At 73.9% G+C, this 15777-nt stretch carries 8 protein-coding genes; all 8 read left to right on the top strand.

Translation table 11 applies throughout. From position 1 onward, the window contains the following. Positions 1-125: 125 nt before the first annotated feature. The 8 genes from ACFC1X_RS09905 (at position 126) to ACFC1X_RS09940 (ending at position 15555) form a co-directional block, all read left to right on the top strand. Complete coding sequence (locus ACFC1X_RS09905) at positions 126-1832, top strand: glycerol-3-phosphate dehydrogenase/oxidase (RefSeq protein ID WP_376350563.1); 1707 nt, start codon at positions 126-128, stop codon at positions 1830-1832. 147 nt (positions 1833-1979) lie between these two features. Then, the gene (locus ACFC1X_RS09910; RefSeq protein ID WP_376351030.1) at positions 1980-4022 is read left to right on the top strand and encodes a protein kinase; all 2043 of its coding nucleotides are present in this window, start codon (positions 1980-1982) and stop codon (positions 4020-4022) included. Between the two features lie 152 nt (positions 4023-4174). Beyond that, complete coding sequence (locus tag ACFC1X_RS09915) at positions 4175-7060, top strand: protein kinase (RefSeq protein WP_376350566.1); 2886 nt, start codon at positions 4175-4177, stop codon at positions 7058-7060. A 145-nt stretch (positions 7061-7205) separates the two neighbouring features. Beyond that, a complete protein-coding gene (locus tag ACFC1X_RS09920; protein WP_376350568.1) occupies positions 7206-8942 on the top strand; it encodes a protein kinase in 1737 nt (578 codons plus the stop codon). A 120-nt stretch (positions 8943-9062) separates the two neighbouring features. Continuing rightward, a complete protein-coding gene (locus ACFC1X_RS09925) occupies positions 9063-10160 on the top strand; it encodes a serine/threonine-protein kinase (RefSeq protein WP_376350571.1) in 1098 nt (365 codons plus the stop codon). Positions 10161-10241: 81 nt separating this feature from the next. Further along, positions 10242-11939, top strand: a complete 1698-nt coding sequence (locus ACFC1X_RS09930) for a serine/threonine-protein kinase (RefSeq protein WP_376350573.1) — start codon at positions 10242-10244, stop codon at positions 11937-11939. A gap of 104 nt (positions 11940-12043) precedes the next feature. Continuing rightward, positions 12044-13657, top strand: coding sequence for a succinic semialdehyde dehydrogenase (locus ACFC1X_RS09935; protein ID WP_376350576.1), 1614 nt, complete (start codon positions 12044-12046; stop codon positions 13655-13657). A 98-nt stretch (positions 13658-13755) separates the two neighbouring features. Next, positions 13756-15555 carry a GMC oxidoreductase gene (locus ACFC1X_RS09940; protein ID WP_376350579.1) on the top strand — a complete coding sequence of 600 codons (1800 nt, stop codon included), beginning with the start codon at positions 13756-13758 and terminating at the stop codon, positions 15553-15555. Positions 15556-15777 lie beyond the last annotated feature (222 nt).

A 15777-nucleotide genomic window follows, 5' to 3' on the forward strand; every position in this document is an offset into this window, starting at 1 on the left:
TCCACAGGCTGAGGACGTGCGGCGGCCGATGTCGGGCAGGCCGGACAGAATCTGGGCATGGTGGGTACCAGGAGACGGGCTTCGCCCGACGGGTGCGGCCGACGCGACCACAGCGGGAGGCAGCAGTGAGGACAGCGACACTGGGGCCGGCGCAGCGCGCCGAGTCGCTCGCGGCCATGGCCGAGCGCGAACTGGACGTACTGGTGGTGGGCGCCGGCGTGGTCGGCGCGGGCACCGCGCTGGACGCCGTGACGCGCGGCCTGTCGACCGGCCTGGTCGAGGCGCGGGACTGGGCGTCGGGCACCTCCAGCCGGTCCAGCAAGCTGATCCACGGCGGCCTGCGCTATCTGGAGATGCTCGACTTCACGCTCGTCCGGGAGGCGCTGAAGGAGCGCGGGCTGCTGCTCGAACGGCTGGCGCCGCACCTGGTGAAGCCGGTGCCGTTCCTGTACCCGCTGCAGCACAAGGGCTGGGAGCGGCTGTACGCGGGCTCGGGTGTCGCGCTCTACGACGCCATGTCCATGGCCCGCGGCCACGGCCGGGGCCTGCCGATGCACCGTCACCTGAGCCGCTCTCACGCCCTGCGGGTGGCACCCGCCTTGAAGAAGGACGCGCTGGTCGGCGCGCTCCAGTACTACGACGCGCAGATGGACGACGCCCGCTTCGTGGCCACCCTGGTGCGCACCGCCGCGGCGTACGGCGCCCAGGTCGCCAACCGCGCGCGGGTCACCTCCTTCATTCGCGAGGGCGAACGCGTGGTCGGCGCGCGCGTGCAGGACGTCGAGGCCGGCGGCGAGTACGACATCCGCGCCAAGCAGATCGTGAACGCGACCGGGGTGTGGACCGACGACACCCAGTCGATGGTGGGCGAGCGCGGCCAGTTCCACGTCCGGGCGTCCAAGGGCATCCACCTCGTCGTGCCCAAGGACCGCATCCACTCCACCACCGGGCTCATCCTGCGCACCGAGAAGTCCGTGCTGTTCGTCATCCCCTGGGGGCGGCACTGGATCATCGGTACCACGGACACCGACTGGGACCTCGACAAGGCCCACCCGGCCGCGTCCAGCGCGGACATCGACTACCTCCTGGAGCACGTCAACTCAGTGCTGTCGGTGCCCCTGACCCGCGACGACGTCGAGGGGGTCTACGCCGGGTTGCGCCCGCTGCTGGCCGGCGAGTCCGACGCCACCAGCAAGCTCTCGCGCGAGCACACCGTCGCGCACCCGGTGCCCGGCCTGGTCGTCGTGGCGGGCGGCAAGTACACGACGTACCGGGTGATGGCCAAGGACGCCGTGGACGAGGCGGTGCACGGGCTCGACCTGCGGGTCGCCGACAGCGTCACCGAGGAGACCCCGCTGCTCGGCGCCGAGGGCTACCAGGCGCTGTGGAACGCGCGGGCGCGCATCGCCGCGCGCACCGGCCTGCACGTGGTGCGCGTGGAGCACCTGCTGAACCGGTACGGCTCGCTGGCCGAGGAGGTGCTGGAACTCGTCGCCGCCGACCCCTCACTGGGCGAACCGCTGCACGCCGCCGACGACTACCTGCGCGCCGAGGTCGTCTACGCCGCCTCGCACGAGGGCGCGCGGCACCTGGACGACGTCCTCACCCGGCGCACCCGCATCTCCATCGAGACCTTCGACCGCGGGACGCGCAGCGCCCGTGAGGCCGCCGAGCTGATGGCGCCGGTGCTGGGATGGGACAAGGACCAGGTCGAACGCGAGGTCCAGCACTACGAGAAGCGGGTCGAGGCCGAGCGGGAGTCGCAGCGCCAGCCGGACGACCTGACGGCCGACGCGGCCCGGCTGGGGGCGCCGGACATCGTGCCCCGGTAGCGGCGGGAGCGGCGGGCCGGACCCCTCGGGCCCGCCGCACGGCCCGTCCCCCGCGCCCCCCGGGCCCCCGTGGCACCCTGGGCGTCGAGCACTTGTCGCGTGAGGGACAATGAAGGCTCTGTCAGGGCGGGTTGCATGAGGGGACGCATGTCGGACGCGGAGCGGGCGGGGACACCCCGTACGGACAAGAGCGCACGTCTCCTCGCCGGGCGTTACCGGCTGGGAGACGTGCTCGGCCGCGGCGGCATGGGGACGGTGTGGCGGGCCCAGGACGAGACCCTGGGACGCACGGTCGCCGTCAAGGAGCTGCGGTTCCCGGGCAACATCGACGAGGAGGAGAAGCGGCGCCTGATCACGCGCACGCTGCGCGAGGCCAAGGCGATCGCGCGGATCCGCAACAACGGCGCCGTCACCGTCTACGACGTCGTCGAGGAGGACGACCGGCCCTGGATCGTGATGGAACTCGTCGAGGGCAAGTCGCTCGCCGAGGCCATCCGTGAGGACGGTCTGCTGGAGCCCAAGCGCGCCGCGGAGGTCGGCCTCGCCGTCCTCGACGTGCTGCGCTCGGCGCACCGCGAGGGCATCCTGCACCGCGACGTGAAGCCGTCCAACGTGCTGATCGCCGAGGACGGCCGGGTCGTCCTCACCGACTTCGGCATCGCCCAGGTCGAGGGCGACCCGTCCATCACCTCCACCGGCATGCTCGTCGGCGCCCCCTCCTACATCTCCCCGGAGCGCGCCCGCGGCCACAAGCCCGGACCGGCCGCCGACCTCTGGTCGCTCGGCGGGCTGCTGTACGCCGCCGTGGAGGGCACCCCGCCCTACGACAAGGGCTCCGCGATCGCGACCCTCACCGCGGTGATGACGGAGAACCTGGAGGAGCCGAAGAACGCCGGCCCGCTGCGGGACGTCATCTACGGGCTGCTCAACAAGGACCCCGCCCACCGGCTCGACGACGCCGGCGCCCGCGCGATGCTGAACGAGGTCATCCACGCGCCCGCCGTCGAGGCCGAACCGGTCGACGCCACGAAGGTCGTGCCGCTGCCGGCCCAGCCGGACGAGGGGACGCGCCGGGGCGGCGGCGGTGGCAAGCGGGCCGAGGAGGCCGGGGAGCGGCTGCGCGGGGCGCTGCGCTCGGTGCGCAAAGCCGCGGTCGGGGCGGGTGCGGCCGGTGCGGCCGCCGCCTCGCGGAGCAGGCAGGGCGGTACGGGCTCCGGGTCCGGCGCGGACTCCGGCTCCACGGGGGCGGGCGCGTCCGGTACCGCCGCGTCCGGTGCCGCCGCGTCCGGTACGGCCGGAACGGCGGCCGCCACGGGATCGGCGCAGGGTTCGGGCGCCGGCACGCAGGGCGGGAACGCTCCCGGCGGCAAGCGGAGTTCCGGCTGGCCCGTCGTGCCGCCGCCGGACCTGCCGGCCAGGCCCGTGCCCCGGGCACCGCTCACCGACGTGGTGCCCCGCCGGACGCTGATCGTCATCGCGGTGATCGTGGCGCTCGCCGTGCTCGGCACCGTGCTGGCGCTCACCCTCGGCGGCGACGACGAGAAGGGGGCCGAGGGCGGCAACGGCGGCAAGCCCGTCGCCTCCGCGGGACCGAGCGGCGAGACCAAGCAGGACGACGAGGGCGGCACCGGCACCGACGGCACCGCCTCCGACCCGGCGACGGACGGTGACGCCAGCGGCGCGCCGGACGGCGGCGCGAGCGCGTCCGGCGACGCGGGCGGCGGGTCCCCGGACGCCGGGAAGTCCGAGGGCAAGGAGGACGTGGCCGCCACCCACAAGGGCGGCCAGGGCTACCGCATCGGGCTGCCCGAGGGCTGGAAGTTCACCTCCACGGGCGCCTCGGGCGACCGGTTCACCGGCCCCGGTGGGCAGAAGCTGCTGGTCGCCTGGACCTCCACGCCCAAGGGCGACCCGGTCGCCGACTGGGAGAGCCAGGAGCGGTACATGGTCCGCTCGCAGTACAAGAAGATCCGCATAGAGAAGGTGGGCTACCGGGGCTGGAACGCGGCCGACTGGGAGTTCACCTACACCGACGGCGGCACCAAGTACCGCACCGTGGACCGGGGTTTCGTCGTCAACGACCACCAGGGCTACGCGCTCATGTACACCGCGAAGGCCGACGACTGGGACGGCGACCTGCGCCGGAACACCTGGCGGACCCTGACGAAATCCTTCGAACCCAAGTCCTGAGCGGACGGCTCCGGGTTTGAGCGGCGCGATATCTGGCATCAGCTCTTTGCGGGTTGCCTCCGGCACGTATCGTGAGTGCTTGCGGACCGTACGCAGCCGGAACGGCCCGCCGGGCGAACGGAATTGACCGACGGGCTGCCGGGGGTGGCGACGTGGACGACTATGCGGGACGGGTGCTCGCCGACCGCTACCGCCTGCCCCTGCCGCCGTCCGACGAGTACGAACTCACCGAGACCCGGGCCTTCGACACGTACAGCGGCCAGGAAGTCCTGGTCCGGCAGGTGCCGTTGCCGGAGGTCGTCGAGGCCGAGGTGCTCGACGCGGACGGTCTGCCCGACGGCTTCACGGCCCGTGACGGCGGTGTCCGGCACCCCGGCAGGCGGACCTCCGGCGGGAGCACCGGCATCCGGCGGCCGGCCGACCCCGTGGTACGGCGGGCCGTCGAGGCCGCGCAGGCCGCCGCCGCCGTTCCCGACCACCCGCGCCTCGACCAGGTCTTCGACGTGTTCGCCGAGGGCGGGTCGCTGTGGATCGTCAGCGAGCTGGTCGCCGCGAGGCCGCTGGCCGCGCTCCTCGCCGAGCAGGCGCTGACGCCGTACCGCGCGGCCGAGGTGGCCTCCGACATCCTGCTCGCGCTGCGGGTGCTGCACACGTACGGCTGGGTGCACCGCAACATCACCGCGCGCACCGTGCTGGTCTGCGACGACGGGCGGGTGATGCTGACCGGCCTGGCGGTGGGGGCCGCCGAGGAGGCGCTGTGCGGGTACGACCCCGTCCCGCCGCCCGACGAGGACCCCGCCCCCGGCCCGCTCGACCCCAACGGGACCTTCGGCCCCGGCGGCGGTACGCCCGGCCCGGGGGGCGCCGGGCCCGGGATGCTGGGGCCGGTCGGTGCCAGGGCCGGAATCCTGGGCTCCGGTGACTCCGGAATCCTCGGCCCCGGTGACGCCGATCCCGAGGCCGCCCGGCGGGCCGCCATCGAGGCCCGGGGCGTCGGTGGGCTGCCGGTGCCCGGGGCCGTGGGTCCGGGCGCACCGGCCGGGCTCGCGCCCGCGCAGCTCGACACCAGCGGCGACATCCGCGCCGCGCGCGCCGGAGCGATCGCCGCGTACCGCGCGGGGGCGCGTGCCGCCGCCCGTGTCCAGGAGGCCCAGAACGGCCGCGCCGCCCTCCCGGGAGCCCGCCCCGCCCCCGACGACACGACGGGGCGACCTGGCCAGGGCGCCGACGCCGGTCGGCCTCCCCATGCGGACGCTGCTGGGCCCGGATCCGCCCACGGCGCCGAGCGAGTCGGCCCGCCCGCCGAGGACGCCGGGCACGGCGCCGCCGTACCGCCCGGACAGATCGCCGACCCCTACGGCGTACGCACCACCTCCTGGCACGGCGCCACGCCCCGCACCGCAGGCGACCCGGCATCCGCCCCGCCCCGCCTCCCCGGTGACCCGGCAACCCACGCACCCCACCTCGGCGGTGACCCCGCGACCCCCGCACCCCGCTTCAGCGGTGACCCGGCACCCCACGCCCCCCGCTTCAGCGGTGACCCGGCACCCCACGCCCCCCGCCTCGGCGGTGACCCGGCACCCCACGCCCCCCGCCTCGGCGGTGACCCGGCGACCCCCGCACCCCGCCTCCCCGGCGACCCCGCCGCGTCCGGCCGCGCCCTGCCCCCCGCCCCCCGGCAGGGAGACACCGCCGGGTACGCCGTCCCGCCGCAGGAGGGGGGACCCGCGACCTCCGGGCGCTGGGACGACCTCGTCGCCCGGACTGCCGTGCCGCGCGGGCCCGCCACCGCGCTCGCCGCCGAGCGGGCCCGGCAGACGCGGATGGCCGTGGTCGGGCCGGTGACCGAGCGGTGGGCGCCCGAGCAGGCCGGGCCGGTGCACGAGAACTGGCAGCTGGCCGCGCCCATCGGCCCCGCCACCGACCTGTGGGCGCTGGGCGCGCTGCTCTACCGCGCCGTACAGGGACACGCGCCGTACCCGGAGGAGTCCACCGCCGAGCTGGTGCAGATCGTGTGCGCGGAGCCCCCGGCGTTCGCCGAGGAGTGCGGCCCGCTGCGGCCGGTCGTGGAGTCGCTGCTGCGTCAGGACCCCACCGAGCGCATCGACTTCGAGGAGCTGCGCGGCTGGCTGCGCTCCCTCGTACGCTCCGCGCCCGAGCCCGAGGCCGGCCTGCACGTCATCTCCGCCCCGCCCGCCGAGACCGGCCACAGCCGGCTGCCCATCGTGCGCCGCCGCGGCGAACTGGTGCGCCGGCGCCGGGCCGGGCTGCCCGCGCACCACGGCCGCCACAAGCGGGGCCGCGCGGAACCCGCCCGCTCGCCGCGCAGCCTCGGCCGGACCCTGCTCCTGCTGATACTGCTCGCCCTGGCCGGAGCCATCGCGTACGCCATGTTCTTCCTGCCGAAGAGCGACACGCGCGACTCCGGCGCCGCCGACCGCACCGGCACCGCCGGTGACGCGAGCCAGGCGCCGCCCGCGGGGTCACCGGACGTCAGCAGCGAGCCCCGGCCCGAGCAGACCTCCCCGGAGTCCACCCCCGGCGACTCGGAGACCGACGGCGGCTCCACCGAGACGCAGTCGAACGTCGCCGACGGGTTCACCCTGCGCAAGGACCCGGAGGGCTTCCGCGTCGCCGTCGCCGAGGACTGGGACCGCACCCCCCGCAACGGCAGCGGTCAGGTCGTCTACGCCAAGGGCGACTTCGAGCTGCTCGTCGTACCGGGCCGCGACCGCACCTCCGAGTTCGGCGACGACCCGATGGTCTACCAGCGCGACAGCGAGCCCGAGTTGGCCCCCTACCGCGCCTCCAGCTGGGCCACCTCCAGCGGGCTGAAGACCATCGAGGTCGGCGGACGGACCATGGCGGAGGGGCAGTTCACCTGGACCGGCGCGGGCGGCGAGCTCTTCGTGCGCAACGTCGCCATCCTGATCGACGGCCGCTACCACGTGGTGCAGGTGCGGGGTCCGGAGGCCGAGCGGGACGAGGTGAGCCGCCTGTTCGAACAGGCCTCGGCGACCTACCAGTACACACGCTGAACGGAGTTCGCCCCGATGGTTGCCTCCCGTCACGGAAAGCGACAACCGTCACAGAGCGGTTTCCATGCGACCCCACCCGTTCCCCGGAAGGTGACCTGTCCCTAGTCTGGCCCTGACAAGACCATTGCGGGGCAACGTGAATCAGATGCAGGGCCGGCTCGTCGCGGACCGTTACCGGCTCGGGGACACCATCGGCAGCGGCGGCATGGGCCGGGTGTGGCGCGCGCACGACGAGGTACTGAACCGGACCGTCGCCATCAAGGAGTTGACCGCCGCGCTCTACGTCTCCGAGAGCGACCAGGCGATCCTGCTGGCACGCACCCGGGGCGAGGCGCGCGCGGCGGCGCGGATCAACCACTCGGCCGTCGTCACCGTGCACGACGTACTCGAACACGACGGCCGGCCCTGGATCGTGATGGAGCTGGTCGAGGGCCGCTCGCTGGCCGACGCGGTCAAGGAGGAGGAGCGGGTCGAGCCGCGCGAGGCGGCCCGTATCGGCCTGTGGGTGCTGCGCGCCCTGCGCGCCGCGCACACCGCCGGTGTCCTGCACCGCGACGTCAAACCGGGCAACGTCCTGCTCGCCGACGACGGCCGCGTCCTGCTCACCGACTTCGGCATCGCGCAGATCGAGGGCGACACCACCATCACCCGGACCGGCGAGGTCGTCGGCTCCGTCGACTACCTCGCGCCCGAGCGGGTGCGCGGCCACGACCCCGGCTCCGCCTCCGACCTGTGGGCGCTCGGCGCGACGCTGTACACGGCGGTGGAGGGCAGATCGCCGTTCCGCCGCACCTCACCGCTCACCACCATGCAGGCCGTGGTCGAGGAGGAGGCCACCGAGCCCCGGTACGCCGGTCCGCTCGCGCCGGTCATCAGCGCCCTGCTCCGCAAGGACCCGGAGACGCGGCCCGACGCGACCGAGGCCGAGCACCTGCTCGCCCAGGCGGCCGAGGGACGGCGGCCGGACGCGGCCCAGGCGTACATCCCGACCCAGTACACGGGCCAGGGGCGCCAAGGCGACACGCTCCACCAGGGGACGGCGGGCACGCCCACCGCGACGCCGTACCCGCCGGTGACCGGCCCCACCGCGGCCGTCGGCCACCCCGCGACGGGCCACACGGCACAGGCGTACGGGACGGGCGCCATGCCGCCGGGAACCGTACCGCCGGGGCACCCGCACACCGTGCCGGCCGGAGCCCCCGGCCCCCGGCGCCGTCGGCAGGGCCGCCTGCGCACGGTCGCCCTGGTCGTCGCCGTCGCCGCCCTCATCGGCGCGGGCACCGCCGTACTGCTGCAACAGCGCGACGGCGGCGGCACGGAGGCCGGCCCGGAGCCCGGTGGGCCCACGTCCTCCTCGTCCACCACGCCCTCGGGATCCCCCACCAACGGCAAGGGCCCCGGCGGATCCGTCCCGGACAGCTGGGAACGCCGCGACGACCCGTTGGGTTTCAGCCTCTACCTGCCCAAGAACTGGCAGCGGGAGGCCTTCGACGACGAGGGCGAACTCAAGCAGGCCGACTACAGCCCCGACGGCGGCAAGCACCTCCTGCGCATATCCGTCGACACCGCCCCCGACTACAACGACCCGCACGCGCACCAGCTCGATCTGGAGGTCCAGCTCCAGCGGCTGGTCGACTACCGGCGCGTCACCCTGGAGCGCGGCACCTACCGCGACCGCGACAGCGCCAGGTGGGAGTACACCTGGACCGCGCTGGCGAAGGACACCTCCTTCCCCGGCCCGCGCCGCGCCGTCGCGCACACGCACATCTCCCGGGACGGCGTCGAGTACGCCCTCAACATGTCGGGGCCCGCGGACGACTGGCCGACCACCGAGCGGCAGTTCAGGTCGGTGCTGCAGAGCTGGCAGGAGCGGACGGGCTGAGACCCGTACCGCGCGTCGCCGTAAACCGGTCGGGAGCCGCCCCAACGGTGCCCGCGCACCCGTCGGTTGTCGGCCACCCGGGTGGCGGCGGCGCGGAGGCGCCGCGTCCGGTGGGGCATCATGGGACACATGGTGACCGAGGGGGCTGGCGGGCGTGTCATCGCGGGCCGTTACCGGCTCCATGAGCGGCTCGGCAGCGGCGGCATGGGCATCGTGTGGCGGGCCACCGACCAACTGCTCGTCCGCGAGGTGGCCGTGAAGGCGCTGCCCCTCGACGAGACCCTGTCCGCCGCCGAGGCCCGGCGGCGCCGCGAGCGCACCCTGCGCGAGGCCCGCGCGGTCGCGCAGCTGCGGCATCCGCACGTCATCGTCGTGCACGACGTCGTCGAGGACGACGCCCGCGCGTACATGGTCATGGAACTCGTCGACGGCGGCTCGCTCGCGGACCGCGTCGTCGCCCGCGGCCCCGTCGGCCCCCGCGAGGCCGCCCGGATCGGCATCGCCCTGCTCGACGCCCTGCGCACGGCGCACGCGGCCGGCGTCCTGCACCGGGACGTGAAACCGTCCAACGTGCTGATCGCCGAGGACGGCCGGGTCGTCCTCACCGACTTCGGCGTCGCCCAGGTCGCGGGCGCCACCACCCTCACCGAGAGCGGCTCCTTCGTCGGCTCGCCCGAGTACACCGCGCCGGAGCGGATGTCCGGCGCCGGGACCGGACCGGAGTCCGACCTGTGGTCCCTGGGCGTCCTGCTGTGCGCGATCCTCAGCGGCGCCTCCCCCTTCCACCGCGACTCGCTCGGCGGCGTCCTGCACGCCGTGGTCACCGAGGAGATCCACCCGCCCGCCCAGACCGGACCGCTCCTCCCGGTCGTCCGGGGCCTCCTCGAACGCGATCCCCGACGGCGGCTGGACGCGGCGGAGGCGGACCGGATGCTTCGCCTCTACCTGAGCACCGGCCGCACGCCCGCGACGACCGGGGCCCGCGGGTCCCGGCGGATGAAGCGGAGCGTGCTCATGGCGGTGCTGCTGGTCGTCGCGGCGGCGGGCGCGGGCATCTCGGCGGCGGTGCTGCTCGTGGACGGCGACGACGGCGGGGGCGGCGCCCCGACGAGCTCGGCGCCCGCGACACCGACGACGGATCCGGCGTCCCCCTCGGTGTCCCCGTCCGGCGCTCCGTCCGCCCACGAGTCCCCGGCATCCCACCTAAAGGGGAGATAAGCGGCAGCCCGCGTCACGGGTCTGTGACCACCGTGCACCCGCGGTGGATACGGACGCGTCCGGCGCGATATGGATGGACCCATGAGCAGCAACGGGGGACCCCGCAGGGGGTCGGACGAGCCGACGAGTTTTGGCCTGCAACCACCGAACCAGCCCGTCGCCGTGCCGCATCCCGGCAACCCGTACGCGGCACCCACCCAGGTCGTGCCGTCGCAGCCGGTGTCACCGTCCGCCCAGAACCCGTCCGCGCAGACCCCGTCCGCGCAGGACCCGGGTGCCGGGCGGCTGATCGCGGGCCGCTACCGGCTGCTCGCCAAGCTGGGGCACGGCGGCATGGGCACGGTGTGGCGGGCGAAGGACGAGACGGTGGACCGCGAGGTGGCCGTCAAGGAGCCCCGCGTACCCGACCACCTTCCCGAGCGCGAACGGGACAACGCCTTCGAACGGATGCGCCGCGAGGCCCGCGCCGCCGCCCGGCTCGACCACCCCGGCGTGGTCAACGTGCACGACGTGGCGGTCGTCGACGGCCAGCCGTGGATCGTGATGGAGCTGGTGCGGGGCCGCTCGCTGGGCGACGCGCTGCAGGAGGGCACGCTGGGCGCCCGCGAGGCCGCCCGGATCGGCCTGGAGGTGCTCGGCGCGCTGGAGGCCGCGCACGCGGCCGGCATCCTGCACCGGGACGTGAAGCCGGACAACGTGCTGCTCGGCCGGCACGACCGGGTCGTCCTCACCGACTTCGGCATCGCCCAGATCGAGGGCGAGACCAACCTGACCGACACCGGCGGCTTCGTCGGCTCGCCCGAGTACATCGCCCCGGAGCGGGTGCTGGGCCAGCGCCCCGGCCCGGCGAGCGACCTGTGGTCGCTGGGCGTGGTGCTGTACGCGGCGACGGAGGGCGTCTCGCCGTTCCGCCGCAGCAACACCCCCGCCACGCTCCAGTCGGTGCTCAACGCCACCCCCGCGGCCCCCGCCGCCGCGCAGGGCCCGCTGGCCGAGGTGATCACGGCGCTGCTGGACAAGGACCCGGCGCGCCGCCCGGACGCCGCCCGGGTGCGCGGCCTGCTGGACACCGCCGCCAACCCGCCCGCCCCACAGCCCACCCAGGTCGTGCGCGTCGCCGGGACGGACGGCCCGTCGGGGCCGGGGTCCCGGTGGAGCGTCCGGCTGGGCCGCAACGCCTGGATCACCCTCGGCGCGGCGGTCGTCGCGGCGGCGGTGGCGTCGTACCTGGTGGTGGCGGACCCCTTCGCGGGGCCGCTGCCCGAGGGCTGGAAGGAGCAGAAGCTCGACGGCAGGATCGAGATGAGCGTCGGCCTGCCCGCCGAGTTCGTGAAGCAGAAGCACCCCGACGACTGGGACGGCACCAACGAGACGTTCACCGACCCGAGCGGCGCCGTCACCGTCCTCGTCGACCGCGACATCAAGGCCGACGACAAGACGGGCGAGATCCCGGACACCGCGATGGCGGGCGCCTGGGCGGACTGGGACATGCTCAAGGACGGCGAGTACTCCTACGACTTCGCCGACGACCCCGCCCCCAAGGGCGAGCCGAGCGAGACCGAGTCCCAGGGTGGCAAGGCCGCCGAGAACACCATCGAGTACACGACCACGGACTCGGAGAACCCCACGGCGCGCGAGTTCCACATCCTGTACTTCCGGGCGGAAAACGGCGACATGTGCAAGGTGTCGATCGACTACCCCCGCAAGGGCTACTTCGCCGACGAGGGAAAGGAGATCGCCCGCACGGTCGTCGCCAACTGGACGGTCGCAAAGCCCTGATCAGCGGGTTTGTGCCAGCGATCACTGGCGTCATGTGAGCACTCGGTGAATCCCCATTACCGACGGGTACACAAAAGGCCGCGCGGCGTCATACCCTGCGGCTCATGACGGACGCGCAGGCCCCGGAACTGACCGGCACGAACCCCCTCGCCCCCTCCCCGGAGGGCGCCCGCACCGCTGCCGACGTGGTCACGCCCGAGCTGGTCGCCCAGCTCACCAAGGGCGTGGCCGGCTCCGGCCGCACCGCCAACCACACCCCGTTCACCGGCGCCAAGCTCGCCGACCTGCCCGAGTCCACGCCCGAGGACGTGGCCGGCGCCTTCGAGCAGGCCCGCGCCGCCCAGGCCGTGTGGGCGCGCGTTCCGGTACGGCAGCGCGCCGCGGTCCTGCTGCGCTTCCACGACCTGGTCCTGGAGCGCCAGGCCGAGGTCCTCGACCTCATCCAGCTGGAGACCGGCAAGGCCCGGCTGCACGCCCACGAGGAGGTCCAGGCCGTCGCCGTCGCCGCCCGGCACTACGGCCGCAAGGCGCCCGCGTACCTGCGGCCCAAGCGGCACACCGGCGCCGTGCCGACCCTGACGAAGGTCACCGAACTGCGCCACCCGCGCGGTGTCGTCGGCCAGATCGCCCCCTGGAACTACCCGCTGGAGCTGTCCGTCGGCGACGCGCTCCCCGCGTTCGTCGCGGGCAACGCGGTCGTCATGAAGCCCGACACCGAAACCTGCCTGACCGCGCTGTGGGCCCGTGACCTGCTCATCGAGGCCGGTCTGCCCGCCGAGGTCTTCCAGGTCGTCCTCGGCGACGGACCGGTCGTCGGCCCCGAGGTCGTCAAGCACGCCGACTACGTCTCCTTCACCGGCTCCACCCGCACCGGCCGCGAGGTCGCCCAGGGCGCCGCCGCCCGCCTGGTCGGCGTCTCCCTCGAACTCGGCGGCAAGAACGCCATGCTGGTCCTGGAGGACGCCGACATCGAGAAGGCCGCGGCGGGCGCCGTCCGCGCCTGCTTCTCCTCCGCCGGCCAGCTGTGCATCTCCATCGAGCGGCTGTACGTCCAGGAGTCGGTCGCCGACGCCTTCCTGGAGCGCTTCGCCGCCCGCACCAAGGCCATGCGGCTCGGCACCTCCCTCTCCTACGGCGCCGACATGGGCTCGCTGGTGGGGGAGCGGCAGCTGGAGACCGTGGAGCGGCACGTGGCGGACGCCGTCGAGCGGGGCGCGAAGCTCGTCGCCGGCGGCGTCGCCCGCCCGGACATCGGCCCGTACTTCTACGAGCCGACCATCCTCGACGGCGTCACGGCACCCATGACCGTGTGCGCCGAGGAGACCTTCGGGCCGGTCGTGTCCGTCTACCGCTTCAAGACCGAGGACGAGGCGGTCGAGCACGCCAACTCCACGCCGTACGGCCTGAACTCCTCGGTCTGGACGAAGGACGCCCGGCGCGGCCGCGACGTCGCCGCCCGCCTGCGCACCGGCACCGTCAACATCAACGAGGGGTACGCCTCCGCCTACGGCAGCGTCCAGTCCCCGATGGGCGGCATGGGCGACTCCGGCCTCGGCCGCCGCCACGGCTCGGAGGGCATCCTCAAGTACACCGAGGCCCAGACGGTCGCCCACCAGCGCGTCCTGCCGATGGCCCCGTCACTGGGCATGGACGACGAGGGATACGCCCGGTTCATGAGCCGCAGCCTGCGGCTCATGAAGAGTCTCCGGTTCAGGTAACCCACTTAGGGGCGCGGGGCTGTATCGATATGCGGCTCCGCCGCCTGGGCGCGACCAGCCACGAACTACCCGCACGCGAACTCAAAGAGGAGACCCCCGTGCCCAAGGACGCTTACGACTACGACGTCCTCGTCGTGGGTTCCGGCTTCGGCGGATCCGTCTCCGCCCTCCGCCTCACGGAGAAGGGCTACAACGTCGGCGTCCTGGAAGCCGGCCGCCGCTTCACCCGCGAGTCGTTGCCGAAGAACTCCTGGGACCTCAAGAACTACCTCTGGGCGCCGAAACTCGGCATGTTCGGCATCCAGCGCATCCACCTGCTCGGCAATGTCATGGTCCTGGCAGGCGCCGGCGTCGGCGGCGGTTCCCTCAACTACGCCAACACCCTCTACGTGCCGCCGAAGCCGTTCTTCGAGGACCCTCAGTGGCGTGACATCACCGACTGGCACGGGGAGCTGACGCCGTACTACGACCAGGCCCGCCGCATGCTCGGGGTCCGGCTGAACCCGACGATGACCCCGTCCGACGTGCACCTGAAGGCCGCCGCCGAGCGGATGGGCGTCGGGGACAGCTTCCACATGGCGCCGGTCGGCGTGTTCTTCGGCGACGGCGAGGACGCGGACGGCAGGGCGGAGACGAAGGCGAAGCCGGGCGAGCGGGTGCCCGACCCCTACTTCGGCGGCGCGGGCCCCGACCGCAAGGCCTGCAACGAGTGCGGCGAGTGCATGACGGGCTGCCGGCACGGCGCGAAGAACACCCTCAACGAGAACTACCTGTACCTCGCCGAGAAGGCGGGCGCCGTCGTGCACCCGATGACGACGGTCGTCTCGGTCACCGAGGACTCGCGCGGCGGCTTCGCGATCGCCACCCTCCCCACCGACCGGCAGAAGAAGGACGCCGGCCGCACCTTCACGGCCCGCCGGGTCGTCATAGCCGCCGGCACCTACGGCACCCAGACCCTGCTGCACCGCATGAAGGCGAACGGCCAGCTCGCCCACCTGTCCGACAAGCTCGGCGAGCTGACCCGCACCAACTCCGAGGCGCTGGTCGGCGCCCAGACCGACGACCGCCGCTACCGCAAGGCCACCGGCGAGTCCCGCGCCGACTTCACGCGCGGCGTCGCCATCACGTCCTCGATCCACCCGGACGCCAACACCCACATCGAGCCGGTCCGCTACGGCAAGGGCTCCAACTCGATGGGCGGCCTGTCCATCCTCCAGGTCCCCTACGCCGGGCAGAACGCCTCGGGCGCCTCCCGCGTCCTGGGCTTCCTGGGCCACGCGGCCAAACACCCGCTGCTGGTCCTGCGCTCCCTCTCCAACCGCAAGTGGTCGGAGCGGACCATCATCGGCCTGGTCATGCAGTCGCTGGACAACTCCCTGACCACGCACCTGAAACCGGCGGGCGTCGGCAAGGGCCTGCTCACCGCCCGCCAGGGCCACGGCGCGCCCAACCCCAGGCAGATCAAGGCGGCGACGGACGGCGCCTCCGCGCTCGCCGCCGAGATCAACGGCTTCGCCGGCTCCAACGTCGGAGAGCTGATGGGCACCCCGCTCACCGCCCACTTCCTCGGCGGCTGCCCGATCGGCGCCTCCCGCGAGACCGGCGTCATCGACCCGTACCACCGGCTCTACGGCCACCCCGGCATCTCGGTCGTCGACGGCGCCGCGGTCTCCGCCAACCTGGGCGTCAATCCGTCCCTGACCATCACGGCGCAGGCCGAGCGGGCGATGTCGTACTGGCCGAACAAGGGCGAGAGCGACCCGCGCCCCGCCCAGGGGACCGCGTACGAGCGGCTGGCGCCGGTCGAGCCCAAGTCCCCGGCGGTCCCGGCGGAGGCCTTCGGCGCGCTGCGCCTGCCCTTGCTGGGCATACCGGCGGTGCCGCCGAAGAAGAGCTGAGAAAGAAGGGCTGAGAAAGAAGGGCTGAGGAAGAGGTGAGAGGGACCCGCACCCCCCTCCGAGCGCGGGTCCCTCTCCCACAGGCGGGCGGAGCCGCTGCCCGTGGGATGCCTCGGGCTGTTGGATCGGTGAACCCTGTGAATGGTTGTCCCGATTTCACAGAAACCTTATGTGGCCTGCGTCACGCCCCACGGGGCCGGTGGCATGGCGAAGGGCCCCGCG

Origin of the sequence: Streptomyces sp. NPDC056128, assembly GCF_042263835.1 — a bacterium.
GTDB lineage: Bacteria > Actinomycetota > Actinomycetes > Streptomycetales > Streptomycetaceae > Streptomyces.